The sequence below is a fragment of the Bacteroidales bacterium genome, from assembly GCA_022647615.1.
Classification (GTDB): Bacteria; Bacteroidota; Bacteroidia; order Bacteroidales; family UBA932; genus Egerieousia.
The window spans coordinates 929,459-942,182 of the sequence record JALCKZ010000001.1; the positions used below are offsets into that span (position 1 = coordinate 929,459).

Consider the following 12,724-nt stretch of genomic DNA (forward strand, 5'->3'; position numbering starts at 1 on the left):
TGGTTATAACGTTGTCATATCCGGTATAACGCCGTCATATCCGATATCACGTTGTCATATCCAATATAACGGCGTCATATTAGAGGGACACAAAAAAAATCCCGGCAGGGTATTATCCTGTCGGGATTATTAAAAATAAGAACCTAAAAGTGTTTAGGAAAAATCCTAAATTATTTACGTAGGTCTAGGTCCTTAACGATTTTCCTGTATCTCTCAATATCGCGTTCCTTTAAGAAATCAAGGAAGCGGCGTCTTTTACCAACCAACATCATAAGGGCGCGCTGAGTTGCGTGGTCCTTTTTGTTGCGCTGCATGTGACCGGTAAGGTGAGCGATACGGTAGGAGAATAAAGCAATCTGACTCTCTGCGGAGCCGGTGTCCTTATTGGACTTCCCGTACTTTCCAAAGATATCCTGCTTTTTGTCTGAAGCTAAATACTCTGACATAATTGCTAAGATTTTAATTATTTTTGTTACCCCTTTGAAGCTCCCGACAGTTTATCTGGTTGTCTTGCATATTTTTTGTACGCCAGCCACAGAGCATCTGCGGATATGCTTCTCTTTTTGGGGAGTGCAAAGGTATAAGTTTTTTTTATTTGAGCAAAAATAAATTTACTGGCTTATTATTTGTCTGCGGATTTTGCAGATTTTGATTTTTTGTGAGCCGTGAGCAAAAAAATAATTTCATATAGCAACGGGCTGGGGGATGTGATCTTTGAGAAAAGACCGCAGAGCCGCTCTATATCAGTGAGTGTCAGCGCTCGCGGGGTGGTGAAGGTGACGCTGCCCAACTATGTGAGCTACCTAGAAGCGCAACAATTCCTAAAAACTGTCGAGAACAAAATAATGGCCACAAAGCGGGAGATGGCAGCTAAATATCCTGCCGCCACGCTGCCCACAAAGGCTCAGCTGCAGGCACTTAGCAAACGCGCGCATGAGATTCTGCCTGCAAGAACCCGGGCGCTTTATGAACTGCTCACCGGTAAGGTAGTCATCCGTAACAGGCTGGGAATCATAGAAAAAGACCCGTTCCGATACAATCGCGTGGCTATCAAGGACAACAAGACCAACTGGGGCAGCTGCTCCACAATCCGCAACCTCAACCTCAACATGCACCTTGTGGAACTCCCTGTGGATCTGATGGATTTTGTGATTGTCCATGAACTTTGCCACCTGGTCTACAGCAATCACGGCGCCCGCTTTCACGCCCTTGTCAATGCTGCCACAGATGGCCGTGAAAAGGAGCTTTCCGCCCGGCTGCAAAAGGTTAAATTAATCTAATTTTGAATATGTCAGGCTGGATTTTGCAAAACAGTTTTGCATAAGCCAGCTCAACCTCCTTTCTGTAATTTAGGTATAATTACTCATTGGTGAGAATCAATGAGTTAACTACTTTTGTCATAATGTTTTCATGGAGCAAATAAACCTAAAAATTTAACCAAAAAATATGAAGAAAATAATTTCAAGTATTGGGAAGCATAAATATTTAGCTCCCGACAGTAAGGTAATCACAATGGAATCAGAGGGTTTCATTGCAACCAGCGGTGATGTGCCTGATTATGGTGATGGCGGCGAGCTGACCCAGATGTACAATCCAAAACCGGATAAGAATAAATTGATAGGATAACGTACTTGAGGACTTTTTCATAATCATTTGATTATATGTGTTTTATGTTTATGTGTATTTATGCATAACCAGTAAATTCAAAAATTAAATAATTTAAAATGAATGAATTATGAAAAAGTCCTCAAGTAGAAAATTTATATGTATATGAAAAAGATATTTACAATAATAGCAGTTGCGGCAACAGTTGTTGCAACTGCATCCTGCAGCAAAACAGATGAACTGTCGGGGACAAAAAATAAGATTACAACCATTAATGCAAGCATTGATGACGGTACCAAAGCTGAGGCAAATCTTGCGGACGGTACTAAGGTAACACTTACAGATAACACTACTACAATGGGAGTTACGTGGAAAACAGGAGACGAGATGTTTGTGTTTGACGGTGACAATAATTCAAGCACTAATACAGCGTTTACTTACGCCGGTACAGATGGTGCGGCCAGCGGTCCGTTCACCGGGACATTTTCTTCTACAAACGGTCATAATATTTATGCAATAGCAGGTACTTCTTCCTCTTCATTTCAGCCCGCTGTAAATGGGTCAATTATTGATTTAAAAAATATTACTTCTTCTGTAATAAACACAGTCGAATCATGTGTTTATAACTATTCTGTTATGTATGCCGGGGCAGTGTATGCATCCGATGCAATTCCTCATTTGACATTCAGCAATGCAATGGCGGCAGTCAAGTTGACACTTCCTAATACATCAGCAACGTTTATGGTGATAAAGGGTTACTCTGCGGACGCCTCTATAAGAAATAAGGCAACAATGACTATCAGCGGAGGAGCATCTCCAGTTATTAGCTGGTCAAAATCAGGTGAATATGGTACAAGAACGATGGGCACCTGGCTTACCGAATATACTTTCAGCGCTGCGAAAAAAATTTACTTAATGATGTTGCCGCAGGCAAGCAGCAAAGGAATGATAATCACTTTTACAGCAGGTGGTGAGGGGGCCTCTGCGACAGCTGTTAATTACGTTATGCTTACAGATGCAACCAAAAAAATTGAGTCCGGCAAATATTATAGAATTCCCTCAACTTCTGTCTTGACAGGTGCTGTTCTTTCAGTTAATTCTCAAACTGATGCTTCAGATTTTTGGTATTGCAATGTAAACCCTACGGCCGGAAACTTGTACAATCGCCTGACAGCTTTAAATGGTACTACAAGAAATATAACAGTTGTAATTGACGGATTTAATCAAGTACCGGCAAAACTTGAGGGTTGCACTAGGTTGCAGACCTTTGTTGATAATGACTGTCCTTCTATAGAAGGTGCAATGTTCAAAGGCTGCACAAATTTACAGAATGTTTCAATAGCAGGTACCACATATATCGGCACCTCAGCATTTGAAGGTTGCTCAAGTTTAACATCCATAAATTTACCATCAGCAACTACTCTTACAGACTCTGCCTTTAAAGATTGCCCTGCGCTGACTAAGGTAACTTTTAATAGCATTATAACTTCATTCTCATGGTCGTCTCTCAATGTATTTGGCGGAACCACCGTACCGGCAAATATTGACTTGGTTTTGAAAACCGGTCAGAAGGATGACGGCGGTGCTACTATCACTGGAAATACATTCTCCGGCGTTACGTTCAATCACATTACTTTTGCAGATTAATTTTGAAAAAAGACGGCGTGCAATTTTAAAAGGTCAGGCTGGATTTTGCAAAAAAACCTGATATATAAATAGTTATAAAATGACGCTCGGTCAACAGTGGCCGGGCGTCTTTTTGTATATGCTTGATTTGCAATTGATTTTGCAAAATCCAGCCTGCGTTAAATTATTATTATTACCTTTGCCCCCGTTCAGCCCTAGCCGTTCAGGCATAAGGCATTACCTAGACAAAGAAACAATTTATTATATGAAGAAAACAATTAATTCAGTTGCAGAGGGAGCATGCACTGTTAAGAAAAATTATTTGTCTCCCGACAGCAAGTTAATTACAATGGAGCCGGAGGGTTTCATTGCCACCAGCGGAGAACTGCCTGATTATGGTGACGGCGGCTCGCTTTCCCAGATGTATAATCCAAAACCGGATAAGAATAAACTAATAGGATAAACCCCGTACTTGAGGACTTTTTCATAATCATTTGATTATATGTGTTTTAAGTTTATATGTATTTATGCATAACCAATAAATTTAAAAATTAAATAATTGAAAATGAATAAATTATGAAAAAGTCCTCAAGTAAAAGATTTATATATATGAAAAAGATATTTACAATAAGATATGCAATGGCGGCAATAACTGCCAGTGCGGTGATTGTAGCGTTGACAGTAGCATCCTGCACCAAAACAGAAGAACTGTCGGGAGCAAAAGAAAAAATTACAACACTTGATGCGTCGCTTGCCGGAGGCACTAAGGCTGAGGCAGTTCTGGGCGGTGATGAGATAGACCTTGCCACAGGAACCAAGGTTACCTTGACGGATAACGCTAATTCTTTGGGAGTTGGCGGAATGGGAGTTGTATGGAAAACAGGAGATGCCTTTTATGTATTTGACGGTCCATTAGCTTCAAGTGTTCCATCAAAGTTTACATTAACGGATGGTAGCGCAACAGCATCTGCCAAGTTCTCAGGATCATTTTCATCAACAAATGGGAATCAGTTGTACGCAATTTATGCACCGTGGGCACCTCAAGAGACAAAACCTGCAAATTGGGTAGCTAACGGGCATGTCGTAGAACTTACTGGCGTAGAAGCCGGCGGCTCTTTTAAGACTCCAATGACAAATTCATCTCTTGGCAATTATTCAATTATGTATGGCGGTGTAAAGTATACCTCCGGCTCAATACCCAAGATAACGTTCAAAAATGCATTAGTAGCCATTAAGATTACATTTCCAACAACAGGTGGGTTTAGGTATGTTAGAGCATGTTCGGCGGATGGTTCCATGTGCAATACAGCCACAATGAAATTGTCCGGTGGAGGTACAGATGGAAAATCTCCGGATATAAGTTGGTCAAATAAAGGCATGTACGGGACTAGACAACTTTGGAATCAAACAACTGACGCAAACTTTGCGCAATTCCCAACTTTTTATTTTCTGATGTTGCCACAATCAACAAGCAAAGGTTTAACCATTGTATTCACTAAAGGTGGTACGGGTGCCACAGCAACAGAAGTCTACTATACTATGCTTACCGGTTCAACAGAATTAGTGGGAGGTAACTATTATAAAATTCCTTCAACTCTAGTAAAGCAAGGGGCGCTGCTTTCTTCATCAACTGCTCCAAGTTCTGCATTCTGGTACTGCACAGTAGATCCAAGCTCAAGTGATTACATCAGGCAGGCTCTTAATAGCGCAACAAGCAATAAAACAGTTGTAATTCCCGACAGTTTTACATCAACTCCAAAATATGTGCAAAATAGCACCTATCTGGAAACCTTTATTGCAAACGGCTGCACTTCTCTTGCATCTTCTATGTTCAACGGTTGCACCTCTTTAAAAAATGTTTCAATAGCAAACGTTACAGCACTTCCAGATTATGCTTTTAGGGGATGTACAGCACTTGAATCCATATATTTACCATCGGTCACATCTCTTAGCACAACAAACGGATTCACTTTTGCAAACTGTTCCAATTTAAAAAAGATAACATTTGGGACTCTTATCAGTTCTTCTCAGAATTGGTACAGCGCAGGCGTTTTTAACGGTATTGATGCTACTACCATAGATCTTGTTCTTAAGAAAGGACAAACAGGAATTACTGGTACTGGTAATAACATAATTAACGGAATTAAGTTCAATAGCATCACGCTTGTGGATTAATTTTAAAAAAAGGACGCCGTCATAACCAATAACACGTCGTAATAACCAATATGACGGCGTGCAAATTTTAAAAGGTCAGGCTGGATTTTGCAAAATCCAGCCTGACATGGCATAAGTTGTGCCACAACTTAGCAAAAAACAGTACCTTTGCAGCGCTATCCGGGGCTTTTGCTTTTCAACAAGGCCCAAGCAAGGAACGTGTACTATATAAAATGAAGAAATTTTTTGCAATTATTGTAACCGTGACAGCAACGGTTGCTGCAGCAGCATCAGTGGTGCTGACTGCAACAAGCTGCGCCAAAACAGATGAACTGTCGGGAGTCACAACAAGACACCCGCTTGTCACAATTAATGCGAGTGCTGATGGCGGCGCAAATACCTCAAATGCAAGTGCTGATGGCGGCGCAAATGCCTCAAAATCAAGCGCTACAGCAAATGCCGGCACTGCGGCAACGCCTGGCACAAAAGTTTATATTACTCCCGACGGGTCCGGAAATGCCAAGAAGGTGACTTGGCAAACAGGTGATGCTGTGACACTTATCAATGATTCAACAAATGCGGCATCATCTTATTCCTATGCAGGAACAGATAACGCAAAGAAGGGACCGTTTACAAGTGCGAGTCCGCTGAGCGCCGGAGTCGGGGACCAAATCTATGCTTTTTACAATGAGCACGGAGCGGTCAATCAGACAAACAACAGCATATCTGTAAGTTACACTGGGGCAACTGCAAACGACAGAGCGCTTTGGGAAGAAACTACAACTTCCGGCAACGCCACAAATAATTCATTGATGTATGCAGATACAACCATTACAACGGACAGCATTGTCCCGGATTTAAAATTTAGGAATGCATGTTCAATTATTAGAGCAAACGGAATGAATATACCGCCCTATAATTCATTCAAATACATTACAGTCTTTGCAGGTAACGGATTGCTTGCAAATTCTGGCACTGCAACGCTTTCAGGTACAGGGAGTTCTCTAGAGCTTAATTGGTCAGATTTGAATTTTGGTCAGGCACAGTACGTATCGGAAAACACGTTAAGTACATCTACAAACAATAAATGGAATCACCTTGTGATACCAACACCTAAGGTGCTTAAAAATATTGGCGTCTTTACTGGACCGTTGTATTATGTGTTTAGTGATCAACCTCTTGCAACGGCAACGTCTGTTGAATTTCTTTACACAACTGCTCCTGCAAAATTGGAGGCCGGCAAGTCATACAATATAAGCAGTAATGGTGCGATTTTTCATCCGGCGGCAATCTTTAATACAAGCGGAAATATTATCGGAAGTCTTGTTTATCTGGTTTTGATTAACCAGGCCCCGCTGGAAAGTAATGCTTTACAAATTTATTTGAGTGATAAATCCTATAACGGAACTATTATTCAGGCAGATGGAGGTGTAGGTGCAGTATCTCCACTTAGGACAGTTGGCATGTCGGGATTTATAGATGAGACTCTGGAATTTATTCCTGAGTATATGTTTTATCATTGCGATGGTCTTAAATATGTTTCCATACCAAAAGTTAATCATATTACCCATAGTGCCTTTGAAGAATGCGGTGCTTTGAGTACAGTTTTCCTTCCAAAAGTAACAAATGTTGACAGTAGGGCGTTCTTTGATTGTACTGCTCTGTCAAAGATGATATTCTGCTCCATCATAACAGACACCGACTGGACATCTGTGTTTGGAGGCGTCACCACCACTAACATAGACCTTGTTCTAAAACGCGGTCAGACAGGCGTTTCCGGCAACACTTTTCTGGGCGTTACGTTTAAGAGCATTTCGTTTATAGATTAACGTTGTGGCACAACCATTATTTCTTTGCACCGCCGCCGGAAAGCTTGCTTAGTTCTGCAAACAGAGCGTCAGTTTTTTCCAGCATCTCTTTGCCAACGGCATTGAAGTACTTCATTGTGACGGTACTGCGGACGCGATGCTTGCCCTCTGCGCCGGCTTTGCCAGCTGCTGATTTTGCTTTGCCTGCATTAGCCTCACTGTCGCGAGGATAATCATTAATCTTGCAAACCATCTCATCACGCAAATCTAGCGCGGCGCCAATGATTTTGCTGATCTCTTCCTGATTCTTGTTGTCATTGATTGCCAGGTAAGTAAGGCAATCGGAAACCACCTCGCTTGCAAGGTAATTGATGTCCTTTTTTATTTCTCTTAAATTTTTCATGATATAATGTTTTTACTTGAGGACTTTTTCATTGAAAAAGTCCTCAAGTATTCGTTTTTATTCTGCCTACAAATTGCAAATCAACGCCTTTGTTCATCTTGGCTCCAATGCCGGGGTCATTAGATGGAACTATGCGTCCGTCAACAACTTGAGAACCTGTGAAGCAATCATTTGCAATCAGCCAGTTGCCGTCCAAATCTGACCATTTGGTCTTTGGAGCAATCTGAGAAGCGGCGGAAATTGCTACGGAAGTCTCTGTCATACAGCCAACCATAAGCTTCATGCCTAGTGCCTCTGCTAATGATATCATCTCCCGAGCTTCATGCAAACCGGTGCATTTCATCAATTTGATGTTGATGCCGGTAAAGTAGCCGTGCAACTTGCGCACATCGGTAAGACGCTGGCAAGACTCATCAGCAATAATTGGAAGCGGGCTGTTCTCTGTAACCCATCCTGTATCTTCTAGCATCCCGACAGGCATTGGTTGTTCTATCATGTTGACATTCTTGGTGTTAAGCCAGTTAATCATGTCAAGAGCATAATGTTTGTCTTTCCATCCTTGATTGGCGTCAACGCAAATTGTATTGTTGCAAACCTCGCGGATTGTGTTAATCATCATCTTGTCCTGCTCCTCTGTGCGACCAAGCTTTACCTTGATAACTTTATATATAGAGGCCTCTTTTGCTTTCTGAAGTACAACTTCTCGTGTGTCCAATCCTACTGTGAATGAGTTATTTGGACAATGTGCAGGATCAAAGCCCCAAATCTTCCACCATGGCTGGCCAATCATTTTTCCAACCAAATCATGCAGTGCAATATCAACTGAAGCTTTTGCTGCGCAGTTGTGAGTTGTCAGCTCATCCATATCCTGCATGATATCTCCAATCATGAACGGATCACTGAATCTCTCAAGCTCCGGTTTTGCCTTCTTTAAAAATTCAACCGCAGAGCTGGTGGTTTCTCCAAGATATGGAGGCATTGCTGCCTCGCCGTATCCGGTATATCCGTCATAAGTTATTCTGGTTAAGACAATTGGAGTGGATGTTCTGGATGAGTGAGAGATGGTGAAAACGTGTTTCATCTTTGCCTCATAAGGGCACCACTCAAGGACAATCTTCTTCTCTCCTTTGCCGGACAATCCGCGTCCGCCTGCACCGGAGAATCCCATTCCATTGCGTGCAAAAATCTTAGCAGGATCAAACAGTGCTGCTGCAGCTGTCAGAAGTCCCGCGCTCTTTAAAAATGTTCTTCTGCTTGTCATTGTGTATCAGTATATTAATTAAATAATCTTTCATTTATTAGGATACGGCGCCGGCTTCTCGGCCTTTGTAAGACCAATCTTCTTAACGGAAATAATTCCTTTGCCTTGGTCTGCATTGCCTATTATTCTGCGGGCCATTAGCAATCTGCCGGAGCCTCTGTAATATGGCAGCTTACCGTAATTGTAACCGTCGGGACCAATAAAATCTCCCTCCGCATTTGCATTTGAGCTGTCGGGAATAAGAGTATTAATTCTCACAATATCAGACGAATGTATCATTATACCGTTGCCAACATATATTCCTACGTGGGATACGTGAGCCGGTCTCTCCGCTGTTGCCTTGCGTCCAAAGAACAGTAAATCACCCGGTTGCAAAGCCTTGAGATTTTCAAGCGTCTGCTCGCCCGCAACATATTTTGCAACATCCACACTGTCTCCGGTCTTGCACTGCTGGGAAGCATCCCTTCTAAGTACGTAACCATTAAGGAAATAGGAGGTCTTAGCCAGACCGCTGCAATCAATTCCTTTAACTGAAGTGCCGCCCCAAACATAAGGGTATCCGGTAAATTGCTTTGCAGTTTCAACAATATTTTCAGGCGTAGGATTTGCCGTGCTTATCCATTTATCAAGTCCAATTACCTCTGATGCCCTAATGTAACCTTCTCTTCCATCGGCAATTGCAACATGCACCCAATTGTTATTGTGCAAACCTTTTCCACCGTTGCGCAAGACCTTTCCCTGCCCGTCATGATTGCCGGCGTTTTTTCCGTGCGTGCCGGCTACGTCACCTTTCTTAATCAAAATATCTCCCCAAACAGCATCGCTCACAACAAGAGAAGTATAAGAAGGTTCTCTGTAAATGGTTGTGTATTTGGTGGCTACAATAACCTTAGGTTTTCTCATGTACTCATCATACTCCTGCTCATTCATTGCAGTAACGCTGCGTCCAATCACCCAGGCGGTATAGCCCTCCATGTTGATGCAGCGATACCAGTCGTCTTCATTTTGCTCCAGAATTTTTACAGGCATTCCCATAAGAGCTTGAGTGCCAGATTCTGCAGAGAAATCTCCATCACAGTTGAAACTTGCAACGGACATACATATAATGCCGTAAATTTTACCGTTTAACTTGGCGGAAGGCAGAAGGTCAATACTATCTAGAACTTGAACATTGGCCCCTGCGTGATTTGCTGCAAGTGCTTCTCTCATTTTTTTCACGATAGTTTCTTTTGCCGCAGTCTCTGTTGTTGAGCCTCTTAGCACAAAAGTAAAATTGTTGGTTTGGTCTGACTGGCTCTTAGCCGTCTCCATGCGCACCTGGTAAGTCTTATCCCGCTCATCCGGGGCGTACGCACTGCGCACTTCTTTGTTCAACTTTTCAAATGCCTGATTGTCAGGATTCTGATTCTTGCAGCCGCTATGTTCCTGCGCCTGCATCCCCGCCGGAACTGCAATGAAAGCCGCCGCAGCCAGCGCTAAAAAAGATACGTATCTCATAATGCACAAAATTGATACGGTAAATTTAAGGATTTTTAAAAGAAAGACAATTATTAATGACGCCGTCATATCCAATATCACGTTGTTATATCCAATATGACGCTGTCATATCCAATATAACGTCGTCATTTTGTATCTTTGAGTGTTAAACCTAATTTTATATTTATGAAAAGATTTTTGTTAGTGTGCTTTTTTGCAGCGGCGGCGGTCATGACTGCAGCGGCTCAGGATATACAATTTGATAATTATTTTGTTAACAAGACTTTGCGGCTGGATTATGTGTTCTGCGGTTCAAAAACGCATCAGACAATCGCGGTGGATGAATTGGCAAGCCTTCCAATATGGGCGGGCCGCAGACACAATTTAGACAGGCTGCCTCTTAAAGGGAACGGTCAGGTTGTTGTCGCCGACAGCGCATCGCATAAGATTATTTATGAGACATCTTTTTCCTCTTTGTTCTTGGAGTATCTTGATACTGATGAGGCCGCGGGAGGAAAAGAGCGTTCATTCCAGAATACATTCCTGGTACCATTCCCAAAACAACCTGTCGAGATTACAGTTACTATTTACAACAAAAGTCAGAAGCCAATCGCAACGCTGACACATTTTGTAAATCCCAAGGATATTTTGATTCATAAAAAAGGAGAGACGCATCTGCTTCCATCCAAATATATTGTTAAGGGAGGGGACCCGGAAAACTGTATAGATGTGGCAATTGTAGCTGAAGGCTATACAGAGAAGGAGATGGATACTTTCTATAAAGATGCGGAAATTGCAGCGGAAAGTTTGTTTGAATATGAGCCGTTCAAATCCAACAAAGAAAAATTCAACATTGTTGCAGTAGCCTCACCGTCAAAAGATTCAGGAGTCAGCATACCGCGTCTTGGAGAGTGGAAAGACACAAGCTTTGGCTCCAGCTTCTCCACCTTCTACTCTGACAGATACATGACATCGCTGAATGTCAAGCAGATACATGATGCTCTTGTTGGAGTTCCATACGAGCATATCATAGTTTTGGTCAATACAGAAGAGTACGGCGGGGGCGGAATTTACAATGAGTATGACCTTACCGCAGCGCATCATCCGCTGTTCAGACCTGTTGTAGTTCACGAGTTTGGTCACAGTTTTGGCGGCCTGGCTGACGAGTATTTTTATGAACATGACGTCCTTACAGACTCTTATGATATCTCTGTAGAACCTTGGGAACCAAACATTACCACACGCGTAAACTTCACAGGCAAATGGGAAAATTTAATAAAGCCCAATGTTCAGGTCCCGACAGTTGTTGAAAAAGTTCCCGTGGAGATTACAGCAACAGAGGAGCAATTAGTTGCTGAGGCAGAAAAATCTGCGGCTGCTTTACACACTCCTATTAACTCTGCATCTGCCGGCAGCGTAAAACGTTACGGCAACAGCTTCATACCCAAGAATATCCTGCGCGTGACGCTTATGGGCACGCTGGATAAAAACGGCAAACTAAAAATGCTTAAAGGAACCCCAGAACAAGTCAAAGCAAAAGCGGGCAAACTGGGTTTGGTAATAGAACAATATGAAAGCAGAGAAAAAGGCGTATTTGTAAATACCCCTGCATTCGGCAACAACAAACTGCAACACCCGGGAGAACTTCCCGTTGGAATGTATGAAGGCGGAGGCTATTTATTTAAAGGTATTTACAGAGGTAACTATGATTGCCGCATGCGCACAAATCAATACCCAACTTTCTGCCCCGTTTGCCAGCAAGCCATCCAAAGGATAATAGATTTTTACACTAAATAATTTTGCTGTGGTGCAATTTTACAAAATTGCACCACAGCCTCTTTTTTAATACCTTTGTAACATGCAAGAGAAATTAAAAATACGCGGCTGGCTCCTTGTTGCATTAACGTGGCTGGCTCCTGGTTCTCCTATTAACACTAGGAGCTTGTTACAATTTATATAACTTGACACCGCGTATTGTCTATTTCAAGGAGATGGAATATTACCATTACCATCCGCTATTTGGCATCTCAAGTCTTATACTCATAAGCTTCTTTGAACTCCGGATGGTTTATAAATTCATCAAATTCAAATCTGATGCATTTTTCCTTGGAGAAATGATGTTCTACATTGTAATTTCTCAAAACATCATATCGGTTTTACTCAGCCCTATAGCGTCAAACACTGGTGTTGCAGGCTTTGCAGTCAACTCGTTCCTGCAGGCGGTATGGTTCTTCTATCTTCAAGGTTCACTGCAAGTTAAGCGCTTATATCCGGAAGAGGAGCGCAAAGCAACCAAAGCAGATTGGGTCATTTCCGGCATCGCATTTTTTGTCCCTCTTATCTGCTTAACCATTGACTTGTTTGCATTTGTCGGGGAATAAAAATTTGACA

General features: G+C 42.2%; 12 protein-coding genes. 8 read left to right on the forward strand and 4 right to left on the reverse strand.

Going from position 1 to position 12,724, the window contains the following annotated elements; translation table 11 throughout:
• Positions 1–170: 170 nt before the first annotated feature.
• Entirely contained in the window at positions 171–446 is a 276-nt protein-coding gene (rpsO, locus tag LKM37_04065; GenBank protein MCI1720184.1) for a 30S ribosomal protein S15, read from the reverse strand.
• 219 nt (positions 447–665) lie between these two features.
• On the opposite strand from rpsO, the gene LKM37_04070 reads away from it, so the two are divergent.
• From LKM37_04070 to LKM37_04095, 6 genes are all read left to right on the forward strand, one after another.
• The gene (locus LKM37_04070) at positions 666–1,280 is read left to right on the forward strand and encodes a M48 family metallopeptidase (protein ID MCI1720185.1); all 615 of its coding nucleotides are present in this window, start codon (positions 666–668) and stop codon (positions 1,278–1,280) included.
• Between the two features lie 166 nt (positions 1,281–1,446).
• Positions 1,447–1,626 carry a hypothetical protein gene (locus tag LKM37_04075; protein ID MCI1720186.1) on the forward strand — a complete coding sequence of 60 codons (180 nt, stop codon included), beginning with the start codon at positions 1,447–1,449 and terminating at the stop codon, positions 1,624–1,626.
• Between the two features lie 144 nt (positions 1,627–1,770).
• Positions 1,771–3,252 carry a leucine-rich repeat protein gene (locus tag LKM37_04080; protein ID MCI1720187.1) on the forward strand — a complete coding sequence of 494 codons (1,482 nt, stop codon included), beginning with the start codon at positions 1,771–1,773 and terminating at the stop codon, positions 3,250–3,252.
• A 244-nt stretch (positions 3,253–3,496) separates the two neighbouring features.
• On the forward strand, positions 3,497–3,694 hold the full coding sequence (locus LKM37_04085) for a hypothetical protein (protein ID MCI1720188.1): 198 nt from the start codon (positions 3,497–3,499) through the stop codon (positions 3,692–3,694).
• Positions 3,695–3,840: 146 nt separating this feature from the next.
• Positions 3,841–5,406, forward strand: coding sequence for a leucine-rich repeat domain-containing protein (locus LKM37_04090; protein ID MCI1720189.1), 1,566 nt, complete (start codon positions 3,841–3,843; stop codon positions 5,404–5,406).
• Positions 5,407–5,618: 212 nt separating this feature from the next.
• Positions 5,619–7,214 (forward strand): leucine-rich repeat domain-containing protein, encoded by a 1,596-nt coding sequence (locus LKM37_04095; GenBank protein ID MCI1720190.1) that lies wholly within the window; start codon positions 5,619–5,621, stop codon positions 7,212–7,214.
• Between the two features lie 16 nt (positions 7,215–7,230).
• On the opposite strand, the gene LKM37_04100 is transcribed toward LKM37_04095, so the two are convergent.
• Genes LKM37_04100 through LKM37_04110 form a run of 3 tightly spaced genes read right to left on the reverse strand, consistent with a single transcriptional unit; the run spans position 7,231 to position 10,354 of the window.
• On the reverse strand, positions 7,231–7,596 hold the full coding sequence (locus LKM37_04100) for a hypothetical protein (GenBank protein ID MCI1720191.1): 366 nt from the start codon (positions 7,594–7,596) through the stop codon (positions 7,231–7,233).
• A 43-nt stretch (positions 7,597–7,639) separates the two neighbouring features.
• A complete protein-coding gene (locus LKM37_04105; GenBank protein ID MCI1720192.1) occupies positions 7,640–8,857 on the reverse strand; it encodes a dipeptide epimerase in 1,218 nt (405 codons plus the stop codon).
• 30 nt (positions 8,858–8,887) lie between these two features.
• Positions 8,888–10,354, reverse strand: a complete 1,467-nt coding sequence (locus LKM37_04110; GenBank protein ID MCI1720193.1) for a C40 family peptidase — start codon at positions 10,352–10,354, stop codon at positions 8,888–8,890.
• A gap of 165 nt (positions 10,355–10,519) precedes the next feature.
• On the opposite strand from LKM37_04110, the gene LKM37_04115 reads away from it, so the two are divergent.
• On the forward strand, positions 10,520–12,130 hold the full coding sequence (locus LKM37_04115) for an IgA Peptidase M64 (GenBank protein ID MCI1720194.1): 1,611 nt from the start codon (positions 10,520–10,522) through the stop codon (positions 12,128–12,130).
• Between the two features lie 194 nt (positions 12,131–12,324).
• Positions 12,325–12,714 carry a hypothetical protein gene (locus LKM37_04120; GenBank protein MCI1720195.1) on the forward strand — a complete coding sequence of 130 codons (390 nt, stop codon included), beginning with the start codon at positions 12,325–12,327 and terminating at the stop codon, positions 12,712–12,714.
• Positions 12,715–12,724: the final 10 nt, after the last annotated feature.

What these genes read in the sequence shown, in the direction of transcription:
- rpsO (MCI1720184.1), bottom strand. Translation starts at nt 446, where the DNA reads ATGTCAGAGTATTTAGCTTCAGACAAAAAGCAGGATATCTTTGGAAAG.
- LKM37_04075 (MCI1720186.1), top strand. Translation starts at nt 1,447, where the DNA reads ATGAAGAAAATAATTTCAAGTATTGGGAAGCATAAATATTTAGCTCCC.
- LKM37_04080 (MCI1720187.1), top strand. Translation starts at nt 1,771, where the DNA reads ATGAAAAAGATATTTACAATAATAGCAGTTGCGGCAACAGTTGTTGCA.
- LKM37_04085 (MCI1720188.1), top strand. Translation starts at nt 3,497, where the DNA reads ATGAAGAAAACAATTAATTCAGTTGCAGAGGGAGCATGCACTGTTAAG.
- LKM37_04090 (MCI1720189.1), top strand. Translation starts at nt 3,841, where the DNA reads ATGAAAAAGATATTTACAATAAGATATGCAATGGCGGCAATAACTGCC.
- LKM37_04095 (MCI1720190.1), top strand. Translation starts at nt 5,619, where the DNA reads ATGAAGAAATTTTTTGCAATTATTGTAACCGTGACAGCAACGGTTGCT.
- LKM37_04100 (MCI1720191.1), bottom strand. Translation starts at nt 7,596, where the DNA reads ATGAAAAATTTAAGAGAAATAAAAAAGGACATCAATTACCTTGCAAGC.
- LKM37_04105 (MCI1720192.1), bottom strand. Translation starts at nt 8,857, where the DNA reads ATGACAAGCAGAAGAACATTTTTAAAGAGCGCGGGACTTCTGACAGCT.
- LKM37_04110 (MCI1720193.1), bottom strand. Translation starts at nt 10,354, where the DNA reads ATGAGATACGTATCTTTTTTAGCGCTGGCTGCGGCGGCTTTCATTGCA.
- LKM37_04115 (MCI1720194.1), top strand. Translation starts at nt 10,520, where the DNA reads ATGAAAAGATTTTTGTTAGTGTGCTTTTTTGCAGCGGCGGCGGTCATG.
- LKM37_04120 (MCI1720195.1), top strand. Translation starts at nt 12,325, where the DNA reads ATGGAATATTACCATTACCATCCGCTATTTGGCATCTCAAGTCTTATA.